This is a genomic window from Sphingomonas kyeonggiensis (assembly GCF_014196745.1).
GTDB lineage: Bacteria > Pseudomonadota > Alphaproteobacteria > Sphingomonadales > Sphingomonadaceae > Sphingomonas > Sphingomonas kyeonggiensis.
Genome location: NZ_JACIEH010000002.1, coordinates 1,403,139 through 1,420,270, shown reverse-complemented (window position 1 = coordinate 1,420,270; position 17,132 = coordinate 1,403,139). Strand labels below are relative to the sequence as shown.

General features: G+C 65.5%; 19 protein-coding genes. 11 read left to right on the top strand and 8 right to left on the bottom strand.

What is annotated here, in order from left to right:
• Positions 1-29 precede the first annotated feature (29 nt).
• Positions 30-353: a hypothetical protein gene (locus GGR46_RS14865; RefSeq protein ID WP_183998696.1), complete on the bottom strand. Its 324-nt coding sequence runs from the start codon at positions 351-353 to the stop codon at positions 30-32.
• A gap of 264 nt (positions 354-617) precedes the next feature.
• Positions 618-2,525, bottom strand: coding sequence for a hypothetical protein (locus GGR46_RS14860; protein ID WP_183998695.1), 1,908 nt, complete (start codon positions 2,523-2,525; stop codon positions 618-620).
• A gap of 340 nt (positions 2,526-2,865) precedes the next feature.
• Between GGR46_RS14860 and GGR46_RS14855 the strand changes: the two genes are divergently transcribed.
• A complete protein-coding gene (locus GGR46_RS14855; RefSeq protein WP_183998694.1) occupies positions 2,866-3,057 on the top strand; it encodes a hypothetical protein in 192 nt (63 codons plus the stop codon).
• A 136-nt stretch (positions 3,058-3,193) separates the two neighbouring features.
• On the opposite strand, the gene GGR46_RS14850 is transcribed toward GGR46_RS14855, so the two are convergent.
• The 4 genes from GGR46_RS14850 to GGR46_RS25190 form a co-directional block, all read right to left on the bottom strand.
• The gene (locus tag GGR46_RS14850) at positions 3,194-3,397 is read right to left on the bottom strand and encodes a hypothetical protein (protein WP_184162724.1); all 204 of its coding nucleotides are present in this window, start codon (positions 3,395-3,397) and stop codon (positions 3,194-3,196) included.
• Between the two features lie 200 nt (positions 3,398-3,597).
• Complete coding sequence (locus tag GGR46_RS14845; protein ID WP_221262753.1) at positions 3,598-3,816, bottom strand: hypothetical protein; 219 nt, start codon at positions 3,814-3,816, stop codon at positions 3,598-3,600.
• Positions 3,817-3,987: 171 nt separating this feature from the next.
• Positions 3,988-4,629, bottom strand: a complete 642-nt coding sequence (locus GGR46_RS14840; protein WP_183998691.1) for a DUF2285 domain-containing protein — start codon at positions 4,627-4,629, stop codon at positions 3,988-3,990.
• Positions 4,517-4,783, bottom strand: a complete 267-nt coding sequence (locus GGR46_RS25190; protein ID WP_221262819.1) for a transcriptional regulator domain-containing protein — start codon at positions 4,781-4,783, stop codon at positions 4,517-4,519. The genes GGR46_RS14840 and GGR46_RS25190 overlap by 113 nt, the downstream gene beginning before the upstream one ends.
• A 780-nt stretch (positions 4,784-5,563) precedes the next feature.
• On the opposite strand from GGR46_RS25190, the gene GGR46_RS14835 reads away from it, so the two are divergent.
• The 7 genes from GGR46_RS14835 (at position 5,564) to GGR46_RS14805 (ending at position 14,143) form a co-directional block, all read left to right on the top strand.
• On the top strand, positions 5,564-6,097 hold the full coding sequence (locus GGR46_RS14835; RefSeq protein WP_183998690.1) for an RNA polymerase sigma factor: 534 nt from the start codon (positions 5,564-5,566) through the stop codon (positions 6,095-6,097).
• 13 nt (positions 6,098-6,110) lie between these two features.
• Positions 6,111-7,085, top strand: a complete 975-nt coding sequence (locus GGR46_RS14830; protein WP_183998689.1) for a FecR family protein — start codon at positions 6,111-6,113, stop codon at positions 7,083-7,085.
• A 139-nt stretch (positions 7,086-7,224) separates the two neighbouring features.
• Positions 7,225-10,275, top strand: coding sequence for a TonB-dependent receptor domain-containing protein (locus tag GGR46_RS14825; RefSeq protein WP_183998688.1), 3,051 nt, complete (start codon positions 7,225-7,227; stop codon positions 10,273-10,275).
• Between the two features lie 52 nt (positions 10,276-10,327).
• Positions 10,328-12,772 carry a S9 family peptidase gene (locus tag GGR46_RS14820; RefSeq protein ID WP_183998687.1) on the top strand — a complete coding sequence of 815 codons (2,445 nt, stop codon included), beginning with the start codon at positions 10,328-10,330 and terminating at the stop codon, positions 12,770-12,772.
• Positions 12,773-13,282: 510 nt separating this feature from the next.
• Positions 13,283-13,489: a cold-shock protein gene (locus GGR46_RS14815; RefSeq protein WP_183998686.1), complete on the top strand. Its 207-nt coding sequence runs from the start codon at positions 13,283-13,285 to the stop codon at positions 13,487-13,489.
• A gap of 79 nt (positions 13,490-13,568) precedes the next feature.
• Entirely contained in the window at positions 13,569-13,787 is a 219-nt protein-coding gene (locus GGR46_RS14810; protein ID WP_183998685.1) for a hypothetical protein, read from the top strand.
• 17 nt (positions 13,788-13,804) lie between these two features.
• Positions 13,805-14,143, top strand: coding sequence for a DUF6481 family protein (locus tag GGR46_RS14805; RefSeq protein ID WP_183998684.1), 339 nt, complete (start codon positions 13,805-13,807; stop codon positions 14,141-14,143).
• Between the two features lie 103 nt (positions 14,144-14,246).
• On the opposite strand, the gene GGR46_RS25470 is transcribed toward GGR46_RS14805, so the two are convergent.
• Positions 14,247-14,444, bottom strand: coding sequence for a hypothetical protein (locus GGR46_RS25470; RefSeq protein ID WP_246426097.1), 198 nt, complete (start codon positions 14,442-14,444; stop codon positions 14,247-14,249).
• On the opposite strand from GGR46_RS25470, the gene GGR46_RS25850 reads away from it, so the two are divergent.
• The 3 genes from GGR46_RS25850 (at position 14,355) to GGR46_RS25460 (ending at position 15,141) form a co-directional block, all read left to right on the top strand.
• A complete protein-coding gene (locus GGR46_RS25850; RefSeq protein ID WP_343058182.1) occupies positions 14,355-14,666 on the top strand; it encodes a hypothetical protein in 312 nt (103 codons plus the stop codon). The genes GGR46_RS25470 and GGR46_RS25850 overlap by 90 nt on opposite strands.
• The gene (locus GGR46_RS25465) at positions 14,566-14,895 is read left to right on the top strand and encodes a LysR substrate-binding domain-containing protein (RefSeq protein ID WP_246426096.1); all 330 of its coding nucleotides are present in this window, start codon (positions 14,566-14,568) and stop codon (positions 14,893-14,895) included. Before GGR46_RS25850 ends, GGR46_RS25465 begins: the two co-directional genes overlap by 101 nt.
• 102 nt (positions 14,896-14,997) lie before the next feature.
• The gene (locus GGR46_RS25460; protein WP_246426095.1) at positions 14,998-15,141 is read left to right on the top strand and encodes a hypothetical protein; all 144 of its coding nucleotides are present in this window, start codon (positions 14,998-15,000) and stop codon (positions 15,139-15,141) included.
• Between the two features lie 330 nt (positions 15,142-15,471).
• Here GGR46_RS25460 and GGR46_RS14795 read toward each other — a convergent pair whose 3' ends face one another.
• Entirely contained in the window at positions 15,472-17,118 is a 1,647-nt protein-coding gene (locus GGR46_RS14795) for an FAD-dependent oxidoreductase (RefSeq protein ID WP_183998683.1), read from the bottom strand.
• Positions 17,119-17,132 lie beyond the last annotated feature (14 nt).

Below are 17,132 nucleotides of genomic sequence, written 5' to 3'. Positions count from 1 at the left end.
AACGGCTGACTATGGGCGGAAAGTGGCAGTCAGGACATTGACTGAGCGTCTGTGATCCATTCGCCGAGCTCATCCAGATAATGTTGCCCGCGTGGTTCAATCCCTTCGACCAATGATAGAGCCGCGTAGGTCGCCTCGCTCTCGCCCAGCTCTGGATTGTGCGTCAGTCCTAAGATTGATCCGGACAAACGGTGGATGAACTCACTCGACCGATAGGGTCTTACCGCGTCGCCGGGATAATCTAGATGCGCAGCTCGCACATGAATTGTCTCCATGTGAATGGCCCGAGCAAGAACCGCGATTTTCCCTCTCGATGAGAGGGCGAGGAAAGTTGCGACGATGTCTTGATGCATGATCGTAGGATCGCGGGACCGCTAGCCCCCGTCAACGTCCGCTTGTGGCGCGCTTGCTGCCTGACCGCTTCTGGCTCGGCCGTCCAACCGCCGAACGGCGGACGATGGGTGGAAAACAGCCTGGCGGCTCTCATCCGCAAGGACTGAAAGCAGCCAGGAAAGGCGAACTCCCACCGCTAGCGTCGTAATGGTCATGGAGCCGCGCTCAGGCTCCATGACCCTGTATCGAAGCCTAGTTAGAGTACTGCTCGATCAGGCAGCGGGCTATCTGACCCGTTGAATCGAAAGCTGGTTGGAGGAAGCCTGGCCGGACGTATACCGCGTGACGGACGCAGGATCGGAATAATAGAGGCGGATCTGGTAGTTCTTGCCGGCCTCCAGCTTCCCCTCGAAGGCGAAATCCACCGACGGCGCGCCCGTAGGGAGATAGCGGACCAGCTGGGATACGGTCGTGGAGTCCGTGACATTGTAGAGAATGGCGTTCGCCTGAGAGGTACAGACCAGGCCGGCCAGCTGAACAAATCCCCGAATCTGATAGATGTCGGTGACGGCCGGCGAGAAAGTGTTGTTCCCGCTCCATTCGTTGCGCACGTCCTTGGTCTTGACGTCGAAGCTGATCGTCGTCGTCGCATCATGGACGATTGCCTGCGGCGATGAGACGGTTGCGAGCAACGGCGCGTCCTCACCGGGCCGGAATCGGACGAAGTTCTGATCGGGATTGGCGTTCACGAAGCGGGCACCGAACGGAATCATTGCCTCGCAGCCATAGGCGGACGCTCCGAAATCCACATGATGCTGGCTCGCGGCAACGCTGACAAAGCCATAGTCGGACATGCGCAGGGCGGAAGTCCCGCCGCTCACCTTCACATAGGTGCCGGTGCCGTCGGTTCCCATCGGCCCGGTCGCCCGGGCTGCCGTGAAACCTGCCTCCTGCGAGAGATCCACCGTATAGGTCCCCTCCTCGCCGGTGCCAGTGCCCAAGCCGGTAATCCTGGTTCCGACGCGGATACCGGGGCCGGTCAGCACAGCCCCCACGAAGAGAGTGCCCAGCTGGATGTCCGTGACCGTGAGCGTGAAACCCGAAATCGTCCCGCTCAGCGTCGTGCTGCCTTGCGTCGCGTCAAACAATCCGCCCGAAACAATCACCGCATCCGCATTGGTGACGTGGATGCCCGCATATCCGGTCGAACTGGGCTGGATTCCCTCAATGTACATGTCGCGAATGGTCATGCCTCGCGTGTTGGCGATCCGCACCTGGTCATGCTGGTTGAACTCGGCCTTCCCGCCATAGATGCGCGGCGTGTAGCATCCCAGGATCGCAATGCCGGCGCCGGCCTTCGCGACCTGCGAAGACACCTGCAACAGCGTCACGTCATGGCTGATCGCATTCAGGGCGATATTGTCGCCTGTCTCCGCGCTGCGGACCTGCACCCGCTCCATCATCAGCGAATAGCAGCTGTCCAGCACGACCGGGCTGTTGCCGCCCTCGATATAGACATCGCGAATGCAGAACATCGTGGTCGCCTTGCGGCCCCAGATCGCCTTCCCGCTCGTGGGGGTACCGATGATCGCCAGGCCTTCGATCAGGACCCGCTCAAAGTCCGGGTCGTTGTCGCTGGTCCCCGTACCATATATCAGGCAGCCTCCGGTCCCCTGGTTGTGCAGGAAAGTGGCCTTGGAGTTCTGACCAGTGATGCCCACGCCCTGCGGCGCGACGATGGGCGCCCCGACCCTGAAGTGCCCGGCGGGCATCCACAGCTGGCCACCTCCGCGCTCGTCCCTGATCGCCTGCATCGCGGTCCGGATCGCACCATCGACCTCGACGGTGCCCTGCCCGTCGCGGATGCCCGATTTGGCCGCCTGCGGCACGAACCCCATCACATTGTACGAACCATTGTCGAGGACATAGTCGTGCAGGTTCAGATAGGGCGCCGCAACGTTCGGGTATTTCTCGGCTACAGCCTTTCCGCTCTGCCGAACCCACGCGCCGGTGGCGAGTGGAGTACTGTCGGCTTTCACGATGTTCTGGTCATCGGCCTGGCCGGTGAAATCGCCGGACGTGAAGAAGAAGACTCCGTCCGGGACACCGCTCACGCCAACCAGACACGCCGCGCCCGTCGCCGTGCTCGCCTTGAGGTTCGCAAGCGACGAAAAACTCTCCACGGTTGCCATATGCTACTCCTTACTGTTCAAAATGGAACATAAGGAGAACGATGGAAATCCTACATTACAAGGTTATTTCGCACCACCCGAGCTACAACGCTCCCAATAGCATGAGGATCGGCCCATATATCGCTTCGCTCATACAGCTTGGTCGCACCCGGCGCGACCAGCGGCAAATGGGATTTCACACATTGCGCAGGAATGGCGGCAAATGGGGCGTTTGCAGCCTGACCGCTTTTGGATTGGCCGCCCCACCGCCAAACGGCCGACTATGGGTGGAAAGCGGTCGTTCGACAATTTCGGAGAATGAAGGTAGAAGCAGCGTAGTTTGGCACAGCGGATGACAGCCATGCGAACTTTCGCCTTTTTGACTGCGATCCTGCTCCCGCTGTTTCTTGTCGATGCCATTCAGGCAGCTATTCCGCTGGCCGGAGCCTTGAAATATGCCGCAGTGGTGCTGGTCGCTGCCCTGCTCATGTCGGGAGCAGTTTGGATCGACAACCAGATACAGCGGCGCCCAACGAGGCCTGACGTACGCTAACCGCGTGTGAACTGCTCGCTCACTTCGGATCGGGCCCGCCAGCCAGGAGCGGCCGACAATGGGTGAAAGCGGAACGGCCGGTTTTTGGAAAGCGCCGCCGGAGAGCGCCGCGGAGCTCACGGCGACGCATCGAGTTTCATCTGTCGAACGATAGCGTCGTGATCGCCGACCACGGAATAACAATGATGTGGAAATCCCCGGCAGCAGGTTCGGCTGAAATACCGAACTCATCAGCTGCCTTGACGATTAAGTTCAGACATTCGGATTGGCCGACGAGTTGGACCACGGCTTTCGCAGCTCCGGCCTTGCGCACGATAGCCTGTTGCGCCGCCACTAGCATCGAGTTCACCCTCCTTCTTCAAGTAGAGCTATGCAGTCTCTGCGACGCGGAAATATGGTAAGCGGTGGCCCTGCTCGCAACTTCACCTCGCGGTGGCAGCGATCTCGCGCACGCGCCTGATCAGGGCTTCTCGCGGTTGCCGGCCGTGAGCCAGGCGATGATCTGATACGCGTGCCGGCGGAGGCAATTCGGCTCTTGGATCAGCAGCGTGCACGCGCCACGAGGGTCTCGCGCGGCGAAGGAGCGAGCTCGTGCAGATCGCCTCGATAGTGCCGCAGGATCCTGATCGCCCGCACGCCCATCCCGGCCGCCACTTCCGCCTGCACCTCCAGCGCGCGTTGATAGATCACGTTCGCCCGGCTGGGGCTGACGCCCAGGGCCTCGCCGATCGCCTGGAATGTTGCGCCGTCCTCTCGCATGCGCAGGGCCGTCTGGTGCCGTTCCCTCATGCGTGCCGGGATAGCGTCGCCTGCGGCCGAAGTCACCTGCGCTGGCGACTGCCGTGGCTGTGCCGCAGGCGCGGCTGGATGTCCGACCGACGTCCGACGGGCGCCCAACGCGCCAACCGCGGTCCTCAGCTCAAACAGCACTCAACCGACACGCGCGGCCACCAATCGAAGATAGCCACCATCCAACATAGCCTCGCCGTTTCGCGCCAGGCGTTGGATACGCAGACGCAGATAGTCGGAAGCGGCCCGCCAATCGCGACGCACGGCCCCGGCCCCGAACAGCGCGGCGGCGATGTCACGCTGACTGGCGCCGTCCCGCGATGCGTCAAGCGCGCGCAGCATCTCGATCCAGCGCCGGGCACGGGGATCGCGCGGGAACAGTTCGGCCGGCATTCGCCCAAGGCGCCAGAGCCCCGCCAAGCGCCGCACGGTGAGCAGCTTGGGCTCGATATCCGCCAGCCCCTCCAATGCGTAACGCAACCGGACCGGACCATCGAGCAAGCTGCCCTCGCGCAACGCGAGGTGGATATGGCGCGGGCCATCGCTGAGCAGCAGTTGGCGGGATCCACCATCGGGCGACAGCAACAGCACATCGACACCGACACGGCGAATATCGAGGCTGTCCTTCCCCTGCTCCGCCGGGATCGCATCCACGGTGACGACACCGCGATCATGCTCGGCGCGCCAGAGTATCCGCGCATGGAGCGCGTCGCATTCGGGCGCCTCCTGGAAACCACAGCCCCCAGCGCGCCGCACCTCCCGCCGGCGCGTGCAAATGCTCAAGGCTCCCACCAAGGCGAGATCGCGACAGAACCGAGGGCGCGGCGCTTTCGGCGCGATAGGCGGGATTGCGGCGCAGGAACTCCCAGGCGAAGCCATGGCGATCAAGCGCAAGCAGCGGCCGATAGCTCTCGGCGTCACGCCAATCCTCACCCATAGCCGAAGACATCGCGATGCTTGCCCGTCGCCATCCTCAAGCGGCGAACGCAGCATGCGGCAGCGGGCTTGTCGCGCCGCGGCCCGTGCGCGACTCGGAGCGGAGATACGATGCGCAACTTTCTGCGCACCGCCCGCCAAAATTCGGCGCACTCCCAGCAAATCCTTCCGTTGGCGCGGAATGACGCTGCCAAGGCCCTGGCAGCTTTCGCGCACGAGTCGGCTGGTCCGCGCGCGCCAAGGTCGCGCTTGCCGCACATCGCCGAATTGCGCAGGGTCACACGGTCGGGTGCCGTGAATCAGGGGCGTTCCCAGGAGCCAGGGTAATGGCAGCGGGTCAGTCCTAAATAGCGGGCCTTTGCACAAAGGTTTCCAACACCCGACCCCTTCTGTGGCTTGCTGCCCCCCGGCATCCCATCCTAGGCCGGGATGCCGGGTGCCGCCCAATAGGGACCGTCCTCGAGCCCAGGGCGCCGCACATGCGGCAGGGCGTGGGGCGGCCACAACAAGCGGGCCTTTTTGCACAGGAGGTTCCAACACCCGGCCCCTTCCCTTTCCGGCACGAGTTGCCAGGAGTCCGCCAATGCGCCAGCATGGGCATGCCGCCGACGCATCGGCGGCAGGGGCGTGGAAACCCCTGTGCAAGATCGACGAGACCCGCGCGCCTAATGCTGCCCGCGGGTCCGCAACGTCGTGCCGGTCCATGACCGCGCGCCGCGGCTGCCCGGGATTTCCATTTTCGGCATGGCCGTCGCCCCTGTCTCGTTGGGGAGAGGATGCCATGGCCGGCCCAGGCCCGGACAAGCAGGACGCGGAGGCGCCCGAGGCGGCGCAGGCAAGCCTGCTCGAACATCTCTATCGCAGCCACGCCGGCTGGCTGAACCGCGTGCTCGCCTGGCGGCTGCGCACCACCGCGCTCGATGTCGACGACATTGTCCAGGAGACCTATGTCCGCATGGGGCGCTATGCGCCGGAAGATGCGGCGCGCCACCCCAAGGCGCTGCTGCTCAGGATCGCGGTTAACCTGGCACGCGACCAGATGCGCCGCAATGTCGTGCGTGGCGGCCTGGCCGAGCCGCTCGACGAGGAAGGCGAGGCGAGCCTCGCCTCGGTCCTGCCCGAGCAGCACGAGGCACTCGAGATGAAGCAGGCGATCCTCGCCTTGCCGCCGATTTATCGCGACGTGTTCGTACTCAGTCGCTTTACCGGTTTGACCTATGAGGAGATCGCAAGCCATGCTGGCATCTCGGTCAAGACCGTCGAATGGCGGATGACCCGAGCGTTGGCGATGTGCGCGGCCAGGCTGCGCGACTAAACGGCGGGACGTCATGGGCACGGACGAGGAGCGCGCAGACGAGCAGGCAGCCGAATGGCTGGCACGGCTCAACAACCGTTCGGTCACCACCGAGGAGCTCGAGGAATTCTATCGCTGGCGCCGCAAACCCGGCAATGCTGCACGCTATGCCGAGATCGAGAGCTTATGGCGCCAGGCACGCGCGCTCGGCGACGATCCCGACATCGCCGCGGCGGCGCGCGACGCGCTCGCCCGGCCCCGGCTCGAGCGGATGGAATCGGAAGCGCGCGGCTGGCGGCCGAGCCGCCGGGTGGTGCTGGCGGGCGCCGCCCTGGCACCGGTCGCGGCAGGGGCCAGCTGGCTGCTGCTGCCGATGGCGCGCGCCTATCAGACCGCGACCGGCGAGCAACTGGTGGTCAGCCTGGGCGATGGCTCGAGGATCCGGCTCAACACCGACAGCCGACTCCACGTTGATGCCGGCGATACCGGGCGCCGGGTGACGCTCGAGCGCGGACAGGCCTTTTTCGAAGTGAAGCATGATCCGGCGCGGCCTTTCGAGGTCCGCGCCGGCAAGGCCGCGATCCGCGCCGCGGGGACGCAGTTCGACGTGCACCGCAGCGACGAAGCCGTGCAGGTCGTGCTCACGCAAGGCAGCGTCTCGGTCGATGCCGGTGCCGGCGTTCCCCCGACATTGCTCAAGGCCGCTGGCGAATGCGCGACAATCGGCCCGGCAGGCGCGCTGGCAGTCAGCCATGTCGATGTCGAGGCGGCGACCAGCTGGACCACCGGCCGGCTCGTCTTCCATGCCACACCGCTCGCCAATGCGATCGCCGAGGCCAACCGCTATAGCCGGACCCGGATCGAACTGGAGGACCCGTCGCTGGCCGGGGCCAAGGTCAACGGCAGCTTCGAGACCGGCGACATGGACTCGTTCGTCGCGGCGGTCTCCGCGCTGTTCGACCTGAAGAAAAGAACACAGGAGAATCGGATTCTTCTGTCGCGTAATTGACAAGCCCAGCCGTCCCGCAAAATTTATTCTGCGAAGCAGCCAGGGTCCCCCCTTCCCCGCCGCGTTGCTTCCTCAATCGCGGCACAAACACGCGATTTGAGTGACCGACCGGGAATACCGGCGCGCAGGGGAGAAGACCGTGAGGAAAGAACCGATCATCGCGGGGAGCACGCGATTCAGCCTGATGGGGGCGGCTGCGATCGCGATGATCGCACCGGGCCCGGCCTGGGCGGCCCGCGCGCAGCAGGAATTCCACATCGCCGCGGGACCGCTCGACCAGGCGCTGGCCACCTATGCGCGGATCACCCATCGCCAGCTTCTCTATCCTAGCACGCTCGTCGCCGGTCTAACCAGCCAGGCACTCGATGGCCGCTACGGCGATGACGAAGCGCTTGCGCAACTGCTGCGCGGGACCGGCATCGCGGTCCGGCGCGCGGGCAACGCCTATGTACTGTTCCAGCGGCGGGTGCCTGCGCCCCGGGCAGCCGCCAAGCCGGCGCGCCCCCAACGCGCCACGCCGATGCCCGCCACGCCCATATCGGCACCCGCGCTGCGCGCGGCGCAGGAGGAAAATGGCGACACCAAGATCCTGGTGACTGGGTCGAACATCCGCGGGATTTCGGAAAGGGCGTCGCCGATGGTCGTGCTCGACCGATTCGACATCGACCGGGCTGGCCATGGCTCGGTCGGCGAGGCGATCGCAGCGCTCCCGCAGAATTTCGGTGGCACCGGCACCGAGGACACCAGCCTGACCGGGGCGGACCGCACCACCCAGAATATCGGCCTTGGCACCAGCGCCAATCTGCGCGGGCTCGGCAGCGACGCGACACTGACGCTGGTCAATGGCCGCCGCCTGCCGGGCTCGGGCGGGCAAGGCGATTTTGCCGACATCTCGCTGATCCCGCTCGCGGCGGTCGAGCGGATAGAGATCCTCACCGACGGCGCCTCGGCGCTCTATGGTTCCGACGCGGTCGGCGGCGTCGTCAACATCCTCTTGCGCAAGACATTGGACGGCGGCGAGACGCGGCTGCGGCTCGGCACTGCGACGCAGGGCGGCGCCAGCGAGGTCCAGATCGGCCAGGTGCTCGGCGCGAGCTGGTCGACGGGCCATGTCCTCGCGGCCTATGAATATATGCACCGTGGCCGGCTGCGCACCGACCAGCGTGCCTATACGCGATCGCCCGACTTGCGGCCGTTCGGCGGCAGCGACTGGCGCTCCTATTTCTCCAATCCCGGCACAATCCTGACCATCACACCGGCGGGCGCTATCGAGCCGGCCTTTGCCATTCCCACCGGCCAGAACGGCACCGGCCTTAGCCCAAAGGATTTCTCCGCAGGCCAGAACCTCGAGAATTTCCGTGTCGGCACCGACTTGCTGCCGCGCCAGGACCGACACGCGGCCTATCTCAGCGCCGAGCAGGATCTGGGCACGCTGCAGCTGTTCGCCGAGGGCCGCTATGCGCACCGGTCCTTCGAGAGCAACGGCCAGGCCTCGACCGGGCTTGCCCAGGTCGATGCCCGCAACCCCTATTTCGTCAGCCCCGACGGGTCGCCCTACAGCCTGATCGCCTATTCCTTCACCCGCGAGATCGGCCCGATCCGGCAACCGGGCTCGGTGACGTCGTGGAGCGCCACGGCGGGGGCGACGGTTGCGCCCTTTGGCGACTGGCAAGCCGAGACCTATGCCAGCCACGCCCGGGAGCGGACCTATACCGCCTATGAGAATGTGGTGAACTCGACCTATTTCGCGGAAGCCGTCGGATCGCTGCCGGACGATCCCGGTACCGCATTCAGCACAGCGACCAACGGCTTCTTCAACCCCTATGGCGATGGTCTGGTCAACAGCCAGACGATCCTCGACTTCATCGGCCAGGGTTTCGCGCGCAACACCACGATCAGCGTGATGGATACCGCCAATTTGAAGGCGGACGGCAGTCTGTTCCGCCTGCCCGGCGGGCGGATCAAGGCGGCCTTCGGCGCCAATTTCCGGCATGAGCATTTCGAGCGCAGCGGCGAGAATTTCTTCTCCGGGACCAAGCCGACCGCGCTGACCGGCACCCATGCCGGGCGCGACATCACCGCGGCCTTTGCCGAACTGGCGGTGCCCTTGTTCGGGCCCGATAATGGCCGGCCGGGCCTTAGGCGGCTGACGCTCTCCGCTGCCGTGCGCCATGAACATTACAGCGACTTTGGCGGCACCACCAATCCCAAGCTCGGCCTGGTCTGGGAACCGAGCACGGAGCTCGGCTTCAAGGCGAGCTGGGGCACCTCGTTCCGGGCACCGGTGCTGCGCGAGGTACGCGATGCGCTCAGCGTCTCCTATGTCCAGCTGCGCGACGCGGCGGGCGTGCTGACCCCGGTCGTGACCCTCTATGGCGGCAACCCCGATCTCAAGCCCGAGACCGCAAGCTCGCTGACGCTCAATCTGCGCTATCAGCCGAACTGGGCACGCCGCTGGCATGTCGAGGCGACCTGGTTCCAGACCAAGTTCAAGAACCGGATCGAGCGGCCAGCCTATGACAATCTGAGCGACGCACTCTCCAACATGATCTTCTCGCCCTATATCAGCCGGGTCGATCCCGTCGCGAACCCCGCCGACCGCGAACGGCTGCTGGCGCTGATCAACGCGCCCGGCTCGTTGATCGCAGGGCTCTTCCCGCCCGAATTCTACAAGGCGATCCTCGACGGACGGCTGGTCAATTCGAGCGAGCTCGTGGTGCGGGGCATGGACCTGCTGGCAGCGGGATCGTTCGACCTGGCCGGCGGCACCGCCACGCTCAGCGCCAATGCCTCGCACATGTTCGACTATCAGCGCCGCATCACGCCGCTGGCGCCGCGGATAGAGCAGGTCGGCACGATCGCCAACCCGCCGGCCTGGCGGCTGCGGGCCTCGGCCGGCTGGGACAGGCAAGGCTGGGGCGTCTCGGTAACGCTCAACCATGTCAGTGGCTACCTCGATGATGTGAGCAGCCCGGCGCGCCCGGTCGGCAGATGGACGACGTTTGACGCGCAGCTGCGCATTCAGCCCAAGGCGTTCGAGCGCATCGGGCTCAGCTTCGCACTCAATGCGCAAAACCTGCTCGATGCCGATCCGCCCTTCGTCGATCAGCCGAGCGGGTTCGGCTATGGCGCGGCCAATGCCGACCCGATCGGCCGGTTCGTGTCGCTGCAGGTCGTCAAGAAATGGTGACGCAGTCCTAACGGCCCGCGCGCCTTCCCTTCACCAACCTGGATAATCGACCATGCGCTTCACTTGGATGGCCGCGCTATGCCTGATGCTGTGCCCGACACTGAGTCGATCGGCGACAGTCGGGCCCTATACGATCGACGACCTGCTGCGGCTGGAAAGCTATGGGCAAGTGCTGGTCGAGCCCGGCGGCCAGTTCGCGGTCGTCGAGCGGCGCGCGCGCTTCGACAGCGCGCCGGACTTTCGCTATGACTGGAACGTCAAGCGGCTGGTCTCGAAGCTGCTCGTGATCGACCTGGCCAGCAAGGCGCCTGCCCGCCCGCTCTTCGCCCAGGACCCAAAGACAGGCTATTGGGCAGGCGACTTCTCGCCTTCGGGCCGCCGCCTGTCGGTCTTCCGCTTCGCCGAGAACCGCCTCCAGCTCGGCGTGGTCGAACTGGCGAGCGGCGCAGTGCGCTGGCTCGACCTGGTGCCGGACCTGCCCGACGCGCATCCGGCCCCGCTCTGGCTGGACGATGACCGGCTGCTCGTCGTGACGCTGGCAGATGGCGGGTTGCCCGCCTTGTTCCAGAACCCCGTCAACGCCCAGCGCTTCGCCGCCGCCGGCTGGGCGAAGACCGCTCGCGGACAGAAACCAGCCTCGACCTTGCTCGGCAGCGGCCGTTTCCTGGCGCGCGGCACGAGTTATCGCGACCGCCGGGTCGTCGAGTTGAACCTCGCAACGGGCGCCACGCGCACCCGCTTCCAGGGCGATGTGCTCGACCTCGCGCTCTCGAGCGACCATCGTCAGCTCGCGCTGCTGGACAAGGGCGGGCCAGTCCAGCCCGATCCGGCACTTGCCATCGACCCGGCATTCGAGCCACGCCGCCAGCGCCTGACGATCCTCGACCTGGCGCGCGGCACGCCGCGGCAGCCTTGCCCGGGATGCGATATCCTGCCGAGCTTGCTCCACTGGTCCCCAACCGGCGCGCAATTGCTCTTCTATGCCCGCGCCGATGGCGAATCCTGGGCACAAGGCCAGCTCTACCGGTTCGACGCGCGCAGCGACACCATCTCCACGCCGCTGCCGGCGACGCTCCGTGCCGTGCCGCAGATCGCCGGCGGCAGCGCGCGGTTCGTACCCGCAGGCTGGGCTGGCGACCGCCCCCTGGTCTTCGCCGAGCGCAGCACCGACCATCGGCGCGACTGGTACCGTATCGAGGGCAAGACCGGCGCGCGGGCGATTACGGCCGATTTTCCGACGGCGCCTGCCGAACTGGCCGCCGCCGATACGGCACATTTCTATGCCGGCGATGTACGCGGGCTGTGGCGCGGCAACTGGGACGGCGGGCTCCAACACGTCGCCGACGGCCCGGTCCGCACGGTACGGCCGCTGCTGTTCGATGGCCATAGCCTCGGCACCCGCCGCTGGATCAATGCCATCCCGGCGCGGGCCATGGCATTGCTCGGCACCAACGATGCCGCCCATGTCCTGGTCGAGGACCAGACGGGCCGGCTTCAGAGCGACAGGATCGCGCACGGCGGCATGATGCTGGCGATGACGCCCTCGGGCGGGCTCCTCAGCTATGGGGAGGACGATCACGGCGTCGGCACGCTGCGCTGGAGCGAGCGTGGTACTGAGCGCGTGCTCGACCGGATCAACCAGCATCTATCTGCGGTCGAGCCGCCGAAGCGCGTGTTGCTGCACAGCAAGGCCGCGGACGGCACGACCCTCAATCACTGGCTGTTGCTGCCGCCCAGATCCGACGCGCCGCCCCGGCTGATCGTCGTCCCCTACCCCGGCTATCCCTATGGCACCACGCCCCCCGCCGACTCCCGGCCCGCGATGCCGACGATCATGACCCATCCGCAGCTGCTGGTCGGCCATGGCTATGCGGTGCTCCAACCCAGCATCCCGCTCGCGCCCGGCCCGGGCGACCCGCTCCCCACGATCGTCGCGGAAATCGCCCACGCGGTCGATGCGGCGCAGGCAAGCGGCCTCATATCGCGCGCCAAGCCGCTTCTAGTTGGGCACAGCTATGGCGGCTATACGGTGCTCGGCACCGCTGCGCTCAGCGACCGCTTCGCCGGCGTCGTCGCCGCCAATGGCATCTATGACCTCACCAGTGTCTATGGCGCGATGGACCCGCGCATCGACTATGGAGATAACGGCATCTCTCTGACCATCCCGATCGGCTGGTCGGAAGGCGGCCAGGGCCGGATGGGTGTGCCGCCCTGGGCCGCGCTCGCGCGCTATGCGAAGAACAGCCCCTTTTATCATGTCGAGGACATCCGGGTGCCGGTGCTGCTGGTCACCTCCGACCTCGACTATGTGCCGGCGGCACAGGCCGAGCGCATGTTCCTGGCGCTTTACCGCCTTGGCAAGGACGCGATGCTGCTGCGCTACAAGGGCGAGAGCCACAGCCTGATCAGCCCGGCGAACCTACGCGACTATTGGGCACATGTCTTTGCGTTCCTCGATGCGTCTCGGAATCCACTTGAAGATGCCGGCCCCCAATAGCGCCAAGCCTCCAACGCATAGGCAACGATCGCCGACCGAGAACTCAATAAATGCAGGCCTTTCGGCATGGCCATCGATGGCGGTGGATGAAACGGAAAGCAGTCAATGGATGTTCGCCTCCTTTGACAGCTAGAAGTCGAGGCCCCTCGACCGGTGTGAAGCGGTGTCCCTCGGAGGTCTCGTCCGTTTCGAGGACCAATGGCCCGGGCTGCGCGCGGCCGGCGCATCGGGGAAGCGCTGATAGGGCGCAAACCATTCGCGACCGTCGAAAGAACAAGACGGTTCGGTGGAGGGGCGGTGCAGGGTGAAACCGCCCAAGGAGGCGGGTTCTATTTCTTCGTGCGAGCGCCCTTATAAACCCAGCCGCTCATCCTTATATGCGATCTGCTGACGTCGCGTGCGACGGATATCGGGCCGCTTCGGCTCTCCCCTTGTCCCTTTCTAGCTTTCGAAGCCGGGATGCGCTGCTTTTGGCGCATGCCCGCCATACATGGGACAAAGGATACCCATATGATCACCGGAACTGTAAAATTCTTCAACCCTGACAAGGGCTTCGGCTTTATCGCGCCCGAGACGGGCGGCGACGATGCGTTCGTCCACATTTCCGCGATCGAGCGCGCGGGCTTGCGCACGCTCGATAAGGACCAGCGCGTTACCTACGAGCTGGAGACCGATCGCCGCGGCAAGACCTCCGCTGTGAACCTGCAGTCCGCCTGACGGTTCGGGCGAGCCTCGCGCTCGCCCAGCCAACCGCAGGTCGCGCAAGGGTGTGGCCTGACTCATGAAGGAATGCGCCATGTCCCGAGCGATCAACCTGAACGCGACGCAAGACCATGTCATCGCCGCTTGCGCCAAGCGCAAGATCGGCATCAGCGCAATCGAAACACTTCAGTCCGGCGGAACGCGTCTTGTGATGAACAATGTCGAGGATGCCGCGGAAATCGCCAAGGTCTACGGGTCGAAGGTACTCACGGGCAAGGTTGTCCGAACCGCCACGCGCCTGGGCCGTCTGTAACGGATATCGGAGAAATTATGCCCGCATTTAAGACCCCGACATTTCAGGAACGTACCGCGGCTGCCGCAACGGCCAGGAGTAGGGCGCTCGCCCTACTGCGATCGAAGCCGCAGGCCGATGCGACGACGGTAGCTGCCGCCCTTGCGCGGCGCGCGGCACGGGAAGCTACCGAGGCCGAAAAGCGGACGGCTGCACGTGCCGCGCGTGCTCTGGCCGCAGTGCATAAGCAGGCCAGCAAGGCTGAGGCGGCCCAGATCGCCGCGACGCCGGTGGCGCCGGAGCGGACGGAGGCCGACCGCAAGGCCGCGCGCGATGCGCGTTACGCTGCACGCAAGGAGCGCAAGTCGTCGCGCTAAGCTGCTCACACCGTCACTTCCTGAGACACCGCGCCCGCCCGACCGCGGTTTCATCGAACACATCCGCAAGCGGTGGCACTCCAGTCGCCGCTTGCGCCCGAGACTAAGGGGCAATTCGACGGTGCTCGCGCGATCTTGTCGTCTCAACCGGGTCGATCCTGATACTGCTGACCCTGCTCGGCTCCGGCCCAAGGCAACCCTGTCGCGGCGCGTGTCCGAGCTGGAAGCCGGTCTCGGCCTGCGCCTGTTCGAACGCGGCGCGCGCGACCTGAAGCTCACCGAGGAGGTTCAACTGCTTCATGCGTGGACCAGCGCGCTGCTCACCGAACTCGACGAAACCGCCGCGACGATCGCCTCGGGCGGCGACAGTCCGCCCGGACCGTTACGGATCAGCGCGCCCCTCCTCTTCTCCCCAGATCGCGATGGGCAGGATCGCGGCAGGCTTCGCGCTCGAATATCCCGAGGTCCGGCTCGAGGTGACGACCGACGACCGCCCCGTCGACATGATCGAGGAAGGCTATGACCTGGTCATCCGCGTCAACCCGCCTCCCAATGAGAGCCTGATCAGCCGGGCCTTTCTGCACGATCGGCGGCTGGTCGTGACGGCGCCCTCCCTCGCCTTTCCCGAGACGAGTGCGCCCGCACCGATAGTGGCGCGAGGATCCGCCGATCCGCGAACCGGCTGGACGCTGAGGAGGAATGGAACGGCGAGCACGATCCCGGTCGTGCCCGACTATCGCTCGCCTCGATGACTATGGTTCGCGATGCAATATTGCAGGGTGTCGGGGCCGGTCGCCTGTCCTTGTCGCTGGTCCGCCGTGACCTGGGCGCAGGCTGGCTGGTCAAATGGGGCGATGTCGAAGGTCCGGACATTGCCCTATGGGCGGCTCTATCCCTCGCGCCAGCTATTGAGCCCCCGGGTCTCTGCGTTCCTCGCCTATCTGGCGAAGCTGTCCCCGCAGGGCCACCCGGAGGAGCTGGCGGTCTTTCTCGATTGAGCACATGGCGCTTTGTGGAAGACAGATGTGGACACCTCCCCCGCAAGGCTAGAAAGGGGCAGCAAAAGACTGCGAGTCGACCAAGGTCGCCTGACGAGAGCACCGTCGCTCAGGGCCACTGCTTTCCGTCGCCCCAGGGCGCAACGCGCGCTCCGAAGTCCCGGGAACGGCCGTCCGAACCTCGCCAGGCCATCGCCGAATATTGCATGTTCGGCCCCACCTTGCCGCCTCGACCTTTGGCAGCGATTGGCGGAGGCGACGCCTTCCGGCTTGACGAGGGCATCAATCGAACCCGGACAGATTCAGGGCCGACCTGATGCCGTGTCGGCCCTATTGCACCAGTTCGAGGATCTGCCCTTCACGCGTAAGCTGCGCGCGGAGTTTCGAGTAATCGATATCCTGCACCGACAACTGGTCATCGATAGCGATCGAGGCTGCGACCGATGCCGACTGGCCCAGGATCATGAAGACCGGCTCCATCCGGATCGACCCATAGGCGATATGCGAGGCCGACAATGCCACGGGTACGAGCAGGTTGGTGACCTCGCCTCTGCGCGGGACGATCGCGTCATAGCTTATCGGATAGGCCCGGCCGGGACTGATCTCGATATTGCCTTCATTGCGGACGAAGCCGCGCGTGTCGACGATACGCTGCACATTGTGCGAGTCCATGTTGTACGAGCCCATCCCGATCGGCCGCGGCGTCGGGCTTGTGCCTCGCAGGTGCGGCTCCGCCATCACGAAGTCGGACACCATGCGGCGCGCCTCGCGCACGTACATTTCGCGGGGCCAGTGGCCGTTACGCGTGAACTCGTCCTTGCAGAGGCCCCATTTCGACATCTCCGCGCGCATATCCGCCGGCACGCCGGGATCATGCGTCATGAACCAGAGCAGTCCCTGCTGATAGCGCGTGTGCTCGCGCGCGATCGCCTGTCGTTCGGCGTCACTACCCTCGGGATAGCGATAGTTCATGCCGATATTGTCGAAGGAGAAGGCGCCGAAGTTGTTCGTGTCGGTCTTGCCGTTCGGAATCCGGTCGAACTTGCGGAAGAAGTCGCGATAGCCCGCGTCCATGTAGCGCTTGAGCAGCGCATATTGGCCGGCGTCGTAACCCCGCGGCCTGGAAAAGGGCACCCGATTGGCCGGCACGTCGGTCAGGCACATCCGGTAGGTATAGGCCTGGATCCTGGCATCCGCGCTGCCATCCGGCGCCGGGCGCTCCGCGCTGATCCGCGGCAGCAGGCCGCTGGAAGGATCCCCCGCAACGCGATAGGGGTCTATGTCGAGCGTGAACTGGTGGTTGGTGGTGTTCTTCAGCTGCACGCCATTCAGCGTCTCGCCATAGGCCGCATTGGCCTCCCGGCCGACCGTGAACCGGACCCCGGCGCCTGCCATCAGATCGCCTTCATAGGTCGCGTCGATAAAGACCTTGCCTTCGAACCGCTGCCCCGTCTTCGAACGGAAAGCGACGACGCGCCGGTTCGCGAGCTCGACCCCGCGCTTCGAGCGGTCGAGCGGCTGGTTGCGGACGATCGTCACCCCCGCGGCGCGCGCCCAGTCTTCGTAGATCCGTTCGCCCACCCCGGGTTCGAACTGCCACATCGCCTCGCCGTCGACGAAGTTCTCGGCGCGCGCCGGCCGGGGCGCGTGCACCCATATCTTCGGGTCGTCATAATGGCGCTTCACCTTGCGATAGAATTCGAGCGACAGGCCACCGATCGCGCGATGATTGCCGGTATCCGACCATCCCAGGCCGTTGGTCGACATGCCCCCGAGATAGTCCTCTCGACACACCAGCAGCACGGATCGCCCCAGGCGCCGTGCCTCGATGGCGGCGATCACGCCCCCGGAGGTGCAGCCATAGATCACGATATCGGCACGCCTTGGCGCCGCCACCGCATCCGGCACGCCCAGGGCCAGGGCGAAAGGCGCGGCACAGGCGACAGCCAGGACGCGGCGAAGTGTGCGTTCGATCATGTTCCCCTCTCGTC